This is a genomic window from Moorena sp. SIOASIH, from assembly GCF_010671925.1.
Lineage (GTDB): Bacteria > Cyanobacteriota > Cyanobacteriia > Cyanobacteriales > Coleofasciculaceae > Moorena.
On sequence record NZ_JAAHIH010000001.1, the window covers coordinates 430,040 to 443,656 of the forward strand.

Annotated in this window: 18 protein-coding genes; 13 read left to right on the plus strand and 5 right to left on the minus strand. The window is 44.2% G+C overall.

What is annotated here, in order from left to right; translation table 11 throughout:
• The first annotated feature begins 155 nt into the window (after positions 1-155).
• The 5 genes from mraY to F6J90_RS01865 all read left to right on the plus strand — a co-directional run bounded on the left by mraY (position 156) and on the right by F6J90_RS01865 (position 4,660).
• Positions 156-1,265: a phospho-N-acetylmuramoyl-pentapeptide-transferase gene (gene mraY, locus F6J90_RS01845; RefSeq protein WP_293090825.1), complete on the plus strand. Its 1,110-nt coding sequence runs from the start codon at positions 156-158 to the stop codon at positions 1,263-1,265.
• Positions 1,266-2,108: 843 nt separating this feature from the next.
• On the plus strand, positions 2,109-2,279 hold the full coding sequence (locus tag F6J90_RS01850) for a hypothetical protein (RefSeq protein WP_293090826.1): 171 nt from the start codon (positions 2,109-2,111) through the stop codon (positions 2,277-2,279).
• A 278-nt stretch (positions 2,280-2,557) separates the two neighbouring features.
• On the plus strand, positions 2,558-2,836 hold the full coding sequence (locus F6J90_RS01855; RefSeq protein ID WP_293090827.1) for a hypothetical protein: 279 nt from the start codon (positions 2,558-2,560) through the stop codon (positions 2,834-2,836).
• Positions 2,837-3,354: 518 nt separating this feature from the next.
• Positions 3,355-3,618, plus strand: coding sequence for a hypothetical protein (locus F6J90_RS01860; protein ID WP_293090828.1), 264 nt, complete (start codon positions 3,355-3,357; stop codon positions 3,616-3,618).
• A 790-nt stretch (positions 3,619-4,408) separates the two neighbouring features.
• On the plus strand, positions 4,409-4,660 hold the full coding sequence (locus tag F6J90_RS01865) for a hypothetical protein (RefSeq protein WP_293090829.1): 252 nt from the start codon (positions 4,409-4,411) through the stop codon (positions 4,658-4,660).
• A 12-nt stretch (positions 4,661-4,672) separates the two neighbouring features.
• Here the strand turns inward: F6J90_RS01865 and F6J90_RS01870 are convergent, their stop codons facing one another.
• The 3 genes from F6J90_RS01870 to F6J90_RS01880 all read right to left on the minus strand — a co-directional run bounded on the left by F6J90_RS01870 (position 4,673) and on the right by F6J90_RS01880 (position 5,747).
• Complete coding sequence (locus tag F6J90_RS01870; protein WP_293090830.1) at positions 4,673-4,894, minus strand: hypothetical protein; 222 nt, start codon at positions 4,892-4,894, stop codon at positions 4,673-4,675.
• Positions 4,895-5,241: 347 nt separating this feature from the next.
• Positions 5,242-5,496, minus strand: coding sequence for a hypothetical protein (locus F6J90_RS01875; RefSeq protein ID WP_293090831.1), 255 nt, complete (start codon positions 5,494-5,496; stop codon positions 5,242-5,244).
• Between the two features lie 125 nt (positions 5,497-5,621).
• Entirely contained in the window at positions 5,622-5,747 is a 126-nt protein-coding gene (locus tag F6J90_RS01880) for a hypothetical protein (protein WP_293090832.1), read from the minus strand.
• 53 nt (positions 5,748-5,800) lie between these two features.
• Between F6J90_RS01880 and F6J90_RS01885 the strand changes: the two genes are divergently transcribed.
• Positions 5,801-6,334 (plus strand): hypothetical protein, encoded by a 534-nt coding sequence (locus F6J90_RS01885; RefSeq protein WP_293090833.1) that lies wholly within the window; start codon positions 5,801-5,803, stop codon positions 6,332-6,334.
• Positions 6,335-6,560: 226 nt separating this feature from the next.
• Here the strand turns inward: F6J90_RS01885 and F6J90_RS01890 are convergent, their stop codons facing one another.
• Together F6J90_RS01890 and F6J90_RS01895 are read right to left on the minus strand one after the other, a co-directional pair.
• The gene (locus F6J90_RS01890) at positions 6,561-6,752 is read right to left on the minus strand and encodes a hypothetical protein (RefSeq protein ID WP_293090834.1); all 192 of its coding nucleotides are present in this window, start codon (positions 6,750-6,752) and stop codon (positions 6,561-6,563) included.
• Between the two features lie 693 nt (positions 6,753-7,445).
• A complete protein-coding gene (locus F6J90_RS01895) occupies positions 7,446-7,670 on the minus strand; it encodes a hypothetical protein (RefSeq protein ID WP_293090835.1) in 225 nt (74 codons plus the stop codon).
• 540 nt (positions 7,671-8,210) lie between these two features.
• Here F6J90_RS01895 and F6J90_RS01900 point away from each other — a divergent pair.
• The 7 genes from F6J90_RS01900 (at position 8,211) to F6J90_RS01930 (ending at position 13,097) form a co-directional block, all read left to right on the plus strand.
• Positions 8,211-8,468, plus strand: coding sequence for a hypothetical protein (locus F6J90_RS01900; protein WP_293090836.1), 258 nt, complete (start codon positions 8,211-8,213; stop codon positions 8,466-8,468).
• 255 nt (positions 8,469-8,723) lie between these two features.
• On the plus strand, positions 8,724-8,981 hold the full coding sequence (locus F6J90_RS01905; protein WP_293090837.1) for a hypothetical protein: 258 nt from the start codon (positions 8,724-8,726) through the stop codon (positions 8,979-8,981).
• Between the two features lie 295 nt (positions 8,982-9,276).
• Entirely contained in the window at positions 9,277-9,480 is a 204-nt protein-coding gene (locus tag F6J90_RS01910; RefSeq protein ID WP_293090838.1) for a hypothetical protein, read from the plus strand.
• Between the two features lie 315 nt (positions 9,481-9,795).
• Positions 9,796-10,083, plus strand: a complete 288-nt coding sequence (locus F6J90_RS01915) for a hypothetical protein (RefSeq protein ID WP_293090839.1) — start codon at positions 9,796-9,798, stop codon at positions 10,081-10,083.
• A gap of 387 nt (positions 10,084-10,470) precedes the next feature.
• A complete protein-coding gene (locus F6J90_RS01920; RefSeq protein WP_293090840.1) occupies positions 10,471-10,647 on the plus strand; it encodes a hypothetical protein in 177 nt (58 codons plus the stop codon).
• Between the two features lie 280 nt (positions 10,648-10,927).
• Positions 10,928-11,218 carry a hypothetical protein gene (locus F6J90_RS01925; protein WP_293090841.1) on the plus strand — a complete coding sequence of 97 codons (291 nt, stop codon included), beginning with the start codon at positions 10,928-10,930 and terminating at the stop codon, positions 11,216-11,218.
• Between the two features lie 505 nt (positions 11,219-11,723).
• Entirely contained in the window at positions 11,724-13,097 is a 1,374-nt protein-coding gene (locus tag F6J90_RS01930) for a hypothetical protein (protein WP_293090842.1), read from the plus strand.
• The last annotated feature ends 520 nt before the right edge of the window (positions 13,098-13,617 follow it).

The following is a 13,617-nucleotide window of genomic DNA, read 5'->3' on the forward strand; positions in this document are numbered from 1 at the left end:
TTTTGGTAAATTGTAAAAAATCAGTCCTACCCTGAGCGATCGCAGACCTTTGATGTTAGGATTTGACTCGTAACCGTAAATTATACGGATATAAGCAAAGATACAGGGAATTGTATCTTTGTGAGGAGTGGTCAAAAAAAAGGAATAAGAGGCTTGTGGTAGATTCTAAACGATTGTCTGGGCAGTTGTTCAACTTAACGGGAACTAAACTCCTATATATTCTATCAATCGGCTTAACTCTGGGTGCATTAATTCTGGATGGGACAGCAGCTCGGTCCCTGATCGCAGGTAACTCCATCACGATACCCCTGTTGATCTGTGCTCTGGTCACTACTGGCATTGGATATCGAGCAGTCCCCTTTCTACAAGCACTCAAAATGGGTCAGATTATCCGTCAAGAGGGACCCCAATCCCATTTACAGAAAGCGGGTACCCCCACCATGGGTGGCATATTTTTTGTGCCGGTAGCGGTGGTGATTGCCCTGGTGTGGTCAGGATTATTCCTCCAACAGCAGGATTTTACCCCAGTCCTAGCGGTATCCCTAGCCACCCTTGGCTATCTGTTAATCGGCTGGGTGGACGATTGGCAAGTAGTCCAACGCCGCTCTAATAAAGGGATGTCCCCGAGAATGAAACTGGCCTTACAAATTGTGGTCAGTTTACTGTTTTGTATATGGTTAGCACAAACCCAGCCAGCGAGTATCACTAACATCACCCTACCCTTGGGGATTGTCTTACCCTTGGGATTCTTGTTTTGGCCGGTGGGTATATTTGTGCTATTAGCAGAAAGTAATGCTACTAATCTTACCGATGGAGTGGATGGACTGGCAGCAGGAACCTGTGCGATCGCATTTTTAGGACTAGCTGCCCTGATTGCTCCGACCTCCCCTGGTTTAATGGTCTTCTGTGCTTGTATGAGTGGCAGTTGCCTCGGTTTTATTGCCCACAACCGCAATCCCGCCAAGGTATTCATGGGGGATACCGGTTCTCTAGCCCTAGGAGGAGCACTTGCAGCCGTAGGACTTTTGACTGGGAACCTCTGGGGTTTATTTATAATTAGTGGTATTTTCTTCCTAGAAGCCGTATCAGTAATTGCTCAAGTTAGTTACTATAAAGCCACCAAAGATGCCAATGGGGTGGGTAAGCGTTTATTAAAAATGTCACCGTTCCATAATCATCTGGAACTCTCTGGCTGGTCAGAGACCCAGATAGTGGCGGTATTTTATTTAGTTAATGGGCTTCTGGTCTGGTTGTGTTTGGGGTGAATTCTCAAATGGGTCGGGAGTCGGGAGCGGTGCGACCCGTGGCGAATTTAATTACGGGTCAAGCGCACCGAGGGAGTCGTCAGAAGCCGGAAATGGGGATCTGACGAAATCCCTAAATACAAAAAACCTACCCCTGTCAGATCCCCTAATATCATGTTCGGTTGAATACCCATAATCTAGGGGAGTGTGGGGAGGGTGGGGAGGGTGGGGAGATAGGGAGATGGGGCAGATTTTTATTAAGGGTAATTATCCTGACATGATATAAGTTGGTATTGTTAAAAACATTGTCTTGATGTAGTTACTCATGGGGAGGGGCGGCATCAAGACACTATTTTTGCAAGAGGTCTACTGATCCATCCTATTTTTAATAATTCATAATTCATCCTTCATAATTCCTAGTTTATTCTTCATAATTTATACTTCCTTTATAATTTAGCCTTCATACTTCATACTTCCTTTATAATTTAGCCTTCATACTTCATACTTTTTTAAGAATTTAGCCGCCCTAGGACTTGATTTTCTCCAGTCAATGAATTATTCTACTCTCCAGAGAACGAAAAAAAATAAATGGGTGGCAAGTTTAACTGTGCGCCCATCGGTAAGATAGCTGTTTTTGCGTTATTCAGGGTGCCCTTACTTTCATAGTTTGTGGTTGCCAGGTTAAACACGGTGCTTAACACTCACTAGGGTCTTGGGTTATCCCAAAACTCGATTATAGGTATGGGTAACTCCAACTAGGAGCCTATAGAGTTAATCACTAAAAAAGAGTCTCCAGGGTTCTAGTGGGTGGAGTGTGCAAATTCTCGTTCCAAACTAAACCAATTGATCAGGAGATTTGCTTCAATGGCACGTATAACAATTAATGATATTCACGAATCAGAGAGCTTTTTGACTGAGCTCAACGATACAGATGTGGCGATGGACGAAATCAACGGTGGTAGCCGCCGATTTCTGCGGCGGCTGCCGTTCGGGGGATTTTTCTTAGGTTTGTTCCTAGGGGGGATCCTGTTTTGAATGAATAAGCCCCATAGCGGAAACGACTTGGGGGAACATGCCAGCAAAAGTCCTGGAAGCAGGCGCGAGGATGCCGCCTGTCGCGAGGGATAAACCCTTGTAATCAAGACGGATACCCCCACCTCGCGAACGCAGGTGGGGGTATCATTCATGTATTAATTTATATCGTCTGGTTTTGGTAATGATACCATTATCCCCCAACTTTCGGGGACTTTAACTTACTTTTCTCCCCCAGGATTGGCAGGGCTGTTTCATTGTCGTAAAAGATAGATGGCCAGATGGGGATAATTTTCGACAAGGGATACAGCGCAGTCTTGGGGAACCAGTGCGGTCTTGGGGGAAACCCTCAAGGCCGCACTAGTGTTGTTTACCCCATTCGCGACTGCATCGCTATTCCCTCTTCTCTGTGGCGAGATCCCCTGTTCCCTAAAATCCAGGACTCTGTACCTCACCCAATTAAAAACCACTATATAGCGTTTATCATAGCTATGAGGTACAGAAATTTTTTTGCTTATTACCTATTACCTGCTCCCTGCTTCCTGTTCCCTGTTTCCTAAAACCCATAAAATTGTACCTTATGAGTTGGAGAATTGTTAGTTTTTATAAGCGCTATAATTCATAATTTATTTTTCACAATTTATCTTTCACAATTCCTAGTTTATTCTTCATAATTTATGCTTACTTCATGATTTATTTTTCATAATTCATACTTAATTTATATTTAATAATTCATGCTTCATAGGACTTGATTTTCTCCAGTAAATGAATTATTCTACTCTCCAGAGAACGAAAAAGATAAATGGGTGGCAAGTTTAATTGTGCCCCCATCGGTAAGATAGCTGTTTTGGCGTTATTCAGGGTGCCCTTACTTTCATAGTTTGTGGTTGCCAGGTTAAACACGGTGCTTAACACTCCCTAGGGTCTTGGGTTATCCCAAAACTCGATTGTAGGTATGGGTAACTCCAACTAGGAGCCTATAGAGTTAATCACCCAGAAAGAATCTCCAGGATTCTGGTTGGTGGAGTGTGGAAATTTTCGTTCCAAAGTAAACCAATTCATAAGGAGACTTTCCTCAATGGCACGTATTGCAATTAATGATCTTTCCGTTGCTCAGGAATCAGAGAGCTTTTTGACTGAGCTCAAGGATACAGATGTGGCGATGGAGCAAATCAACGGTGGTTTATTCGGATTCTTATTGGGACGCTTGTTCCAGCCAGGCAACATTACTATCAGTCGTAATGTGACTTTCACTCCGACAGTCACAACCACTCCGACAGTCACAACCACTCCGAGATTCACATTCACTCCGACAATCACATTCACTTTCGGCCGCAGCTAGCTCATAAAGGCACTAGATAATTAGTGCTGAAAGATTACTCCCCCCAATCTCGTTAAGGGGGGAGTTTTTGCTGAAGGTTGACCTAACGTTACGAATAGGTAATATCATGTCCGGTTGAATACTTACACAAGCCGCGAATCGAAGGCAGAAGGCAGAAGGCAGAAGGAAAGGAGTAAGGTTTAATCCCAGAAGGTGTTTTATCACTAATTATCCGGACATGATATAACCCCGACCAGGAGAGGAAAGGCATTTGGCCGCCAGACAAGAAGGTCTTAAAGCCAATCAACGCCAATAAAGACTGTACCTCATTTATTTTAGAAACCCTAGAATTCATAATTGATCTTTCACAATTGATCTTTCATAATTCCTAGTTTAGTCTTCATAATTCATCCTTACTTCATAATTTAGTCTTCATAATTCATCCTTACTTCATATTTAAAAAATTATCCGCCCTAGGACTTGATTTTCTTCAGTAAATGAATTATTCTACTCTCCAGAGAACGAAAAAAAATAAATGGGTGGCAAGTTGAATTCTTCCCCCATCGGTAAGATAGCTGTTTTGGCGTTATTCAGGGTGCCCTTACTTCCATAGTTTGTGGTTACCAGGATAAACACGGTGCTTAACACTCCCTAGGGTCTTGGGTTATCCCAAAACTCGATTGTAGGTATGGGTAACTCCAACTAGGAGCCTATAGAGTTAATCACCCAGAAAGAATCTCCAGGATTCTAGTTGGTGGAGTGTGGAAAATTTCGTTCCAAACTAAACCAATTCATAAGGAGATTTTTCTCAATGGCACGTATTGCAATTAATGATCTTTCCGTTGCTCAGGAATCAGAGAGCTTTTTGACTGAGCTCAAGGATACAGATGTGGCGATGGATCAAATCAACGGTGGTATCTTCTTCTTGTTGGCGCTGGCAGCTGCTGCTGCACGGCGGCGGCGCGCTAATACCAACTCTAATGTGACCACTCCGAGATTCACAATCACTCCGACAATCACATTCACTTTGGGCAACAGGCTCAATTTAGGCAACAACAACTAGCTTATAAAGGCACTAGATAATTAGTGCTGAAAGATTACTCCCCCCAATCTCGTTAAGGGGGGAGTTTTTGCTGAAGGTTGACCTGAGGTTACATAACAGTACAGGGAGCAGGGAGCAGGGAGTAGGGAGCAGGGAAGAAAGCGGTGCGACCCCGCGCTTTTTAAAAGCTAAGCTTGAACGCACACCAAGAGGAAGTCGGAAGTCGGAAGTTGGAAAAAATCCTGTGTACCTCATTAGGTTGGAAACCGCGATATTCAGCAATTTGTTCCTCTAAACTACCCATAAATCAGGCAGTTTAGAGGAACCGACTTCAGTTTTTACTCCCGCTTTCCTTAAAAAAAAATGCGGTCAAGTTTTGGTTAACGCCAATCCTTGACCGCATTTTTTATTGCAATTTTCAACGCTTCACAGCTTAGCTGCACTTCAATCGACTAGTAAGTAAAACCATCCCATCATGTTAGTTGTGCTTTACTTAGCCGGTCAATTGTCGGAATCTACAACACACTACATTATTCTTGAAACTTGAGGTTTTGTTTTAGCCAGGGATTGGAATCCCTGGCAAATTACTATCTTAATCTAGCTTAATCTAGCAGCACATATCGAATCAAAATACTGATCACCTCTCCAGGATTTTCAGTAGGTTGAGGTGTGCTCCAATCATTGACCTGGGCGTAACCAAGGGCATAAAGTGTAGAAATTGTGTTCTGAACAGCTTGGGGAGAACCAATTAAGATATGTTTGATTTGTTCCCGTCGTCGCTGTCCCTCACCAGAGGGGTTAGGTACACTAGGCTGGTTGGGATTATCACCAGGGTTGGGGACGAAATTTTGATCCATAATGATTCGTTTCCTTTTGCTGAAAATTGCAATATATTTATTGTATACTTTGACGACGTTAATGTCAATTATAGTTGAAACTTTAAATAAGTTAATATTTTGAATTTCAACAAAATGTTAAATTACTAATAAATTAGGGAGTAGGGAGTAGGGAGTAGGGAGTAGGGAGTAGGGAGTAGGGAGTAGGGAGTAGGGAATCGGGAGATGGGAGATGGGAGTAGGGGTGGGGGAAATTGACTGGAGCTGATCACGATTACAGACGCGATCGCATAAATAACCCACTAGAAAGTAGAGGTGGCCAAAATTGACTGAACCAGATCACGAGCACTTTCGCGTACCCATAGATAACCCAGTAGAATCGGCATCTTGGTGGAACGGGCATCTTGGTGGAACGGGCATCTTGCCTGTTATCAATCCTCGGGCAGGCAGGATGCCCACCCTACTAATGTTCATCCCAAGATTCACCAAATGCCGGGAAAATTCACTGAACTATTTCACCAGCAGTCGGGAGTCGGAACCCACCCCTAACCCCTCCCAGGAGGGGAACGGGAGTCGGGAGTCGGGAATCGGGAATCGGGAATTGGGGTGGGGGAAATTGACTGGAGCTGATCACGATTACAGACGCGATCGCATCTATCAAACAGTCCCGAGCTCCCAGTCAGGGAGGGGAAAATTGACTTTACCATTTCACCAACACAAAAGCGATCGCATCTATCAAACCGTCCGGAGATCCCAGTCGGGGTGGGGAAAATTGACTTTACCATTTCACCAACACAAAAGCGTACGCATTTATCAAACCGTCGGTAGATCCCAGTCGGAGTGGGGAAAATCCACTTAACCATTTCAGCAATACAAAAGCGTACGCATTTATCAAACCGTCCGGAAATCCCAGTCGGGGTGGGAAAATTTCACTGAACTATTTCAGCAATACAAAAGCGTACGCATTTATCAAACCGTCGGTAGATCCCAGTCGGAGTGGGGAAAATCCACTTAACCATTTCAGCAATACAAAAGCGTACGCATTTATCAAACCGTCCGGAAATCCCAGTCGGGGTAGGGAAATTTCACTGGAGTATTTCACCAATACAAAAGCGATCGCATCTATCAAACACTCCGGAAATCCCAGTCGGGGTGGGAAAAATTGACTGGACCATTTCACCAACACTTTCGCGTACGCATCTATCAAACTGTCCGGAAATCCCAGTCGGGGTGGGGAAAATGGACTGTATAGCACTACGCATTAAGGTGTTTGACATTGATACAAGCAGCAAAAGCTGTTATTGTCAACTTTTGCATGCATGCATGCATGCATGCCTTGCGCGTAGCGCTATACCATTTCACCAGCACTTTCGCGTACGCATATAGCGTTTGTATTTGAGATGTAAACCTGTATGGTCTTTTTTTCTTATCCAATAAAACTGAGGATCTCTTTCCCCTCTTGCCTCTAGCATGCATGCATGCCTTTTTCGGCAAGTGTATTTACAACCCAGATACAAATGCTATAGATATCCGAGTAGGAAAATCCCAGTCGAGGTGGGGAAAATTCACTGGACCATTTCAGGATTACAAACGCGATCGCATATGTAAGGGATCAGGGAGTAGGCAGTAGGCAGTAGGCAGTAGGGGTGGCGAAAATTGAATCTATAGCACTACGCATTAAGGTGTTTGACATTGATACAAGCAGCAAAAGCTCTTTTAGTAGACTTCGCGGCAGTTGTCGGGAACAGGGAACAGCGGATCTCGGAACAGTGGACAAGAATTGACCCAAACACTATTAGAAAAATACTTTTGCAAGAGGTCTAGTCAACTTTTGCATGCATGCCTTTTGCCTTGCGCGTAGCGCTATACCTGATCAGTATCACAAACGCGAGCATATATAAAACAGTAGGGAGTAGCACTGCATCCCTTCCAATCACCGCACACCCAGTCACCCCAGACTCATGTCTTTCTTAAAAACCTACCCCTGTGAGATCTCCCCACACTCCCCACACTCCCCCATCTCCCACACTCCCCCATCTCCCACACTCCCCACACTCCCCGCGCCCCCGCCCCACACTCCCCGCGCCCCCGCCCCACACTCCCCACACTCTTCTCCCGACTCCCGACTCCCGATTCCCGACTCCCGACTCCCGACTCCCGACTCCCGACTCCCGACTCCCTAAAGACCGCTTCATTCTTTTTCTTCCAAAACAAATAAAAGAACAAAAGAAAAAACAGCAATAATTATGTCCGGAATTTCCCTAACTAGCGATTTCTCTAAGTGAATAATAATCCCATAGTATTCCAGGCAAAAGGCTGGCACGGATTAGCAATCAGCTATCAGCAATAAGCTTATGGGCTACGGGCACGCTACTTAATTTGTTATGGGCTATGGGCACGCTACTTGAGGTTCCAAAGGCCTGTGGCCAAAGGCTGAAGGCTTAGATGGGCTTTTACCCAAACTTTCTCGAACTATTAAATTCGCCCGTTCCCGTAGCGTGGCCATAGGCCAAAAAGGTTTAGTTTAAGCATTCAGCTGACAGCTGACAGCATTCAGCTGACAGCTGAATGCTTACCTAATCCCCAAAAGACACAATGCATTTTTAATGTCCCTAACCCTTTGGAAAACCCCTTGCATCCCTAAAAAAAAACACCTAGTATGTAATTGTGATGAGGAACAAACAAACCTCAAACAAAACACAAAATAAAGCTAAATTCCAGGAGATTTACTAGCAATGATTACTATTTCTGACCTCAATATTTCTAGGGAAAATTGTTTAACTGAACTGAAAGATGCTGAAATGATGGGTCACATCATCGGTGGCTTTTTCAACTTAAGTATAGGTGGCATCGGATTTAGCCTCGGTAACCAACTGGCATTCGACTTAGACGCTGATGGTACCATTGAACCCGGTGAAATCTTCTCACCCTTCCGTGGAACTTTAGGGTTCAGTATTAATTTTGGTGACCTGCTCCAGCGCAACTCACACTAATAGGCTCCGTAAGACCTCTGGTGGACATTAATCAGACTTTATTTCACCAGAGGTCTGTAGAGGCTTGTGCAGAATAGCCTTCCCTACCTGGAAGTCAGAAGTATCAAGGATGAATTTCCTTAATACCAAGGATTTCGACTGATGGCAGCTGGTGAAGGATTTCTGCCACCCTGGACTCGGGGTAAATCTAATCAGGGGGAATAATTTTTCTCCCTGACTACTTTAGCAAATCAATTCACAGGAGATTTACTAACTATGATCACTATTTCTGACCTCAATGTTTCTAGGGAAAACTGTTTGACTGAACTGAAGGATGCTGAAATGATGGGTCACATCATCGGTGGCTTTTTCAACTTAAGTATAGGTGGCATCGGATTTAGCCTCGGTAACCAACTGGCAGTTGACTTAGACGCTGATGGTACCATTGAACCCGGTGAAATCTTCTCACCCTTCCGTGGAACTTTAGGGTTCAGTATTGATTTTGGTGACCTGCTCCAGCGCAACTCACACTAATAGCCTCCATAAGACCTCTGGTGCAAATTAATCAGACTAATTTTAACCAGAGCTCTGTAGAGTCTTGTGCAGAATAGCCTTCGCTACCTGGAAGTCAGAAGTATCAAGGATGAATTTCTTTAATACCAAGTATTTCGACTGATGGCAGTTGGTGAGGGATTTCTGCCGCCCTAGACTCGGGGTAAATCTAATCAGGGGTAATAAATTTTTTTTCCCTGATTTTTCAAACAAAGCAAAGGGTTATTTAACAACTATGGTCGCTATTTATGATCTCAATATTTCTAGGAAAAACTGTTTGAATGAAATCAAGGACGCGGAGATGATGGGTCACATCATGGGTGGCTTTTTTACCTTAAATTTTGGTTTCAGGGGTAACTTGGGTAACTCACTGGCAGTCGACTTAGACAATGATGGTACGATTGAACCCAATGAAGTCTTCAACCCCTTTTCATTCACCAGCCAGATTAGTATTGATTTTGGCGACCTGCTTGGCTTGTAATCACACTACTAAGTTCCGTAAGACCTCTGGTGGACATTAAGATTCAACCACTGGAGTTTTAGACTAATTTTTACCAGCTATCTGTAGAGTCTTGTGCAGAATAGCCTTCGCTACCTGGAAGTCAGAAGTCAGAAGGATGTTCGTCGGATAGCGTCCCTTGTAGGGTAGGATGAATTTCTTTAATACCAAGAATTTCGACTGATGGCAGCCGGTAAGGGATTTCTGCCACCCTGCACTCCAGGTAAATGTAATTGAGGGAATAAATTTTTCTCCCTGATTAGTCAAAGAAACCAATTCACAGGAGATTTACCAACTATGATCACTATTTCTGACCTCAATGTTTCTCGGGAAAACTGTTTGACTGAACTGAAGGATGCCGAAATGATGGGTCACATCATCGGCGGCTTTACTTTACGTGTCCGTGGCATAGGATTTGGTCTCGGTAACCAAGTGGCATTCGACTTAGACGCTGATGGTACGATTGAACCCACTGAAATATTCACACCCTTGACTGGAACTTTCGGGTTCGATATTGATTTTAGCCAACTGAAGAAGGCTGAACCCGCTCATACCTCAACCGAGGATTGTCCCGAAGATTGGTAGTGGTAAAGATGTAGTGGTTTGGCTACGGTCTGCTCAAGGTAACGGGAGCTAGAATCACTACTTGTGTACCACTATAGCATTTGTATCTGGGTTGTAAAAAAGGCAAGAGGCAATAGGCAATAGGCAATAGGGGAAAGAGATCCTCAGTTTTATTGGACAGTAAAAAAAAACCTCCTAGGTTTACATCTCCAATACAAACGCTATATCGAACTTGGTATTACTACAGCTGCGCGGAATTAAAACCTCAAACATCAAACGTTTTTAATGGTGTATTTATTTCCGCTCTGCTGTAGGATTATGCTCCGTAATAATTCTGGATGAAAGTAAAATTTAACGGGTTTTAGACTAATTTTAACCAGGTTTTTATATATAGCGTTTATAGGACTCATGAGGTACACATTATTTTTTCCCTCTTCCCTCTTCCCTCTTCCCTCTTCCCTTTTCCCTTTTCCCTTTTCCCTCTTCCCTCTTCCCTCTTCCCTCTTCCCTCTTCCGAAGTCCCTGCTCCCTGCTCCCTGCTCCCTGCTCCCTAAAAACCAGAAATTTGTACCTCACAAGTCGTAGAATTGCTATAGTATGTTTATTAATAATTCATAATTGATTATGAATTATAGCGCTTCTCATCTCCCGATTCCCGACTCCCGACTCCCGACAATAATAAAAGTACCTCAGCCAATTGAAAATTGCTATAGTTTTACTATCAAGGATTTCCACTGATGGCAGCTGGTGAGGGATTTCTGCCAGCCTGCACTAGGTGGAACGGTGATCAGCGGTAATAACTGTTTCTACTTGATTAGTCAAGGAAACCAATTCACAGCCGATTTACGGTTGAGATTTACTCACTATGATCACTATTTCTGACCTCAATGTTTCTCGGGAAAACGGTTTGACTGAACTAAAGGACTCCCAGATGATGGGTCGCATCATGGGCGGTCGCTTTCAACTAAATGGATTTACAGTCACTCTTGGTAATATCCCATACAGTATAGGTACGCCACTGGCAATTGACTTAAACGGTGATGGTACTATTCAACCCGATGAAGTCTATGTACCGCTATCTGGTACGTTAAGCTTTAGTTTCACTTTCGGAAGGGGTGAATTCCAACGAGACCATAGATTAATGTCTGATTGTTAACTATAGGGTTTTAGGGAGTCGGGAGTCGGGAGTCGGGAGTCGGGAGTCGGGGAGATTAATCCTAGGGTGGGCAGTGGCTACTAACGCGATCGCAAGCAAAGCAATTTGTCTGTTGCACTGCCCACCGACATCAACTCGACCGATTAATCCTAGGGTGGGCAGTGGCTACCAACCCGATGGCCAGCAAAGGAATTTGTCTGGTGCACTGCCCACCGACATCAACTTAACCGATTAATGGTAGGGTGGGCAGTGGCTACCAACCCGATGGCCAGCAAAGGAATTTGTCTGGTGCACTGCCCACCGACATCAACTTAACCGATTAATGGTAGGGTGGGCAGTGGCTACCAACCCGATGGCCAGCAAAGGAATTTGTCTGGTGCACTGCCCACCCTACATGAACTCCCCGCGCCCCCGCTCCACACTCCCCACACTCCCCGCGCCCCCGCCCCACACTCCCCACAGGTACTTAGGTTGCTCAGAATATTAAAGTAAGAGGTTTTATAGTATGGATCTATTAGTAATTGAGACATCTTCCTTAATTGCTGCTCAAGGAACTGCTGCAGAAATTGCTACTAATGCAGCAGTTGCCGGGAAGAAGGCAGGATTTTGTTTTATCTATGTCCATGATCCGGAGGATCGTCGATGGATTTCCAATAGACAGTGTCAAGCGTTTGGAAAACGAAGTTGGAAACACAAACTATGGAGAATGGAAAGTATTTTAAGAAACTATGGCGTAACCACTTTACCGGACGACTTTTTGTCAGAAAAAACTCGGTTAACTATCGAAGACTATGTCCAAAATGCTCCTCATAGTTTAAGCGAGCTCAAAGCCTACAACTACAAGGACGCTGCTCTGGGTTTAGCTACTGTCTCTTGCCTGATTAGCATGCTGAAATCCTTGGAGCCCGATCCTAATAAGTATTATCTCCTTATACAAGAATTGTTGCAATGTTCAGCAATGGTTTATGAAAAGACTCGGGCACTTATTCTCAAGTATAACCCTCAGAAAATAAGTGTTTGGAATGGACGAACTTCTTCCAAGAAAGCGATAGTTGAAGCCGCTAAACACCTTGGTGTTGAGGTTCAATACCATGAACGGGGAGCCACCAAAGACCGATACGAACTGTTTGATCAGCCCCCTCATGATTTTGCCTATATCCGCGAACAAGTAAAAACCTATTGGCAACAGGCTGGTATGGATAGAGAAGAGTTAGGACATGCCTTTTATAGGAATAGAAGGCAGGGAGAGGGCATTGGCTCGAGTATTTTTACGTCTGACCAGCAAAAAGGTCTGGTACCTGGGCAAAGGAGCAATCATCGTCAGATTGTCTACTACTCTTCTAGTGATGATGAATATGCTGCCATTGAGGACTTGGTCAAGCATCCAATTTTTAAGAATCAAAAAGAAGCAGTACAGTATCTGATCACTTGGGTCTCTAATCGCATGGACTGTTATCTGACCATTAGAGTCCATCCTCACCTTCAGACAAAGTCATTAGAAGACCGCAACTGGTGGAATTCTTTGACGGGAAAAAATGTCCAGGTTATTCCCCAGGATTCCAAGGTTGACTCCTATGCCTTAATGGACTTGGCCGATGTGGTGGTTACCTATGGTTCAACAACTGGTGTGGAAGCGGCTTACTGGGGTAAACCCTCTGTACTTGTGGGGGAAAGTACATACTCTGGGCTGGGGTGTGTTTATGAGCCTAGGTCTGAAGCAGAGGTTTACCCATTACTAGAGAACGATAAGATCGCACCGCTGCCCCAAGAAACCTGCTTGCCCTATGGATATTATAGTGTATGTCACGGCATTAAATATAAATATTATAATCCGCATACTTTAGACATGATTCCTAAAGAGAACTTTATGGATAGCTGATGGACTGACTAGAGCTTTTAGTTTTATGAATGTAGGTTTTAGAGAGATTAATCTTCGGGTGGGCAGTGCCTAGCAACGGGATTGGCACTGCCCACCTAGATGAACTTAACAGGATTCAGATTAATCTTTGGTGGGCAGTGCCTAGCAACGGGATTGGTAAGCAAATGAATCTCTCTGGTGCACTGCCCACCCTACATGCACTCCTAGAGCTTTTAGTTTGATGAATGTAGGTTTTAGGGAGATTAATCTTCGGGTGGGCAGTGCCTACTAACGCTATGGCCAGCAAAATAATCTCTCTGGTGCACTGCCCACCCTACATGAACTACATGAACTTAACAGAATTAATCTTTGGTGGGCAGTGCCTAACAAGGGGATTGGTAACCAAAGGAATCTCTCTGGTGCACTGCCCACCCTACATGAACTAGATTAATCTTTGGTGGGCAGTGCCTACTAACGCTATGGCCAGCAAAATAATCTCTCTGGTGCACTGCCCACCCTACATGAACTACATGAACTTAAC

Coding starts and splice junctions, on each gene's coding strand:
- F6J90_RS01850 (WP_293090826.1), top strand. CDS start 2,109: ATGGCACGTATAACAATTAATGATATTCACGAATCAGAGAGCTTTTTG.
- F6J90_RS01855 (WP_293090827.1), top strand. CDS start 2,558: ATGGGGATAATTTTCGACAAGGGATACAGCGCAGTCTTGGGGAACCAG.
- F6J90_RS01860 (WP_293090828.1), top strand. CDS start 3,355: ATGGCACGTATTGCAATTAATGATCTTTCCGTTGCTCAGGAATCAGAG.
- F6J90_RS01865 (WP_293090829.1), top strand. CDS start 4,409: ATGGCACGTATTGCAATTAATGATCTTTCCGTTGCTCAGGAATCAGAG.
- F6J90_RS01870 (WP_293090830.1), bottom strand. CDS start 4,894: ATGAGGTACACAGGATTTTTTCCAACTTCCGACTTCCGACTTCCTCTT.
- F6J90_RS01875 (WP_293090831.1), bottom strand. CDS start 5,496: ATGGATCAAAATTTCGTCCCCAACCCTGGTGATAATCCCAACCAGCCT.
- F6J90_RS01890 (WP_293090834.1), bottom strand. CDS start 6,752: ATGTCAAACACCTTAATGCGTAGTGCTATACAGTCCATTTTCCCCACC.
- F6J90_RS01895 (WP_293090835.1), bottom strand. CDS start 7,670: ATGAAGCGGTCTTTAGGGAGTCGGGAGTCGGGAGTCGGGAGTCGGGAG.
- F6J90_RS01900 (WP_293090836.1), top strand. CDS start 8,211: ATGATTACTATTTCTGACCTCAATATTTCTAGGGAAAATTGTTTAACT.
- F6J90_RS01905 (WP_293090837.1), top strand. CDS start 8,724: ATGATCACTATTTCTGACCTCAATGTTTCTAGGGAAAACTGTTTGACT.
- F6J90_RS01915 (WP_293090839.1), top strand. CDS start 9,796: ATGATCACTATTTCTGACCTCAATGTTTCTCGGGAAAACTGTTTGACT.
- F6J90_RS01920 (WP_293090840.1), top strand. CDS start 10,471: ATGAGGTACACATTATTTTTTCCCTCTTCCCTCTTCCCTCTTCCCTCT.
- F6J90_RS01925 (WP_293090841.1), top strand. CDS start 10,928: ATGATCACTATTTCTGACCTCAATGTTTCTCGGGAAAACGGTTTGACT.
- F6J90_RS01930 (WP_293090842.1), top strand. CDS start 11,724: ATGGATCTATTAGTAATTGAGACATCTTCCTTAATTGCTGCTCAAGGA.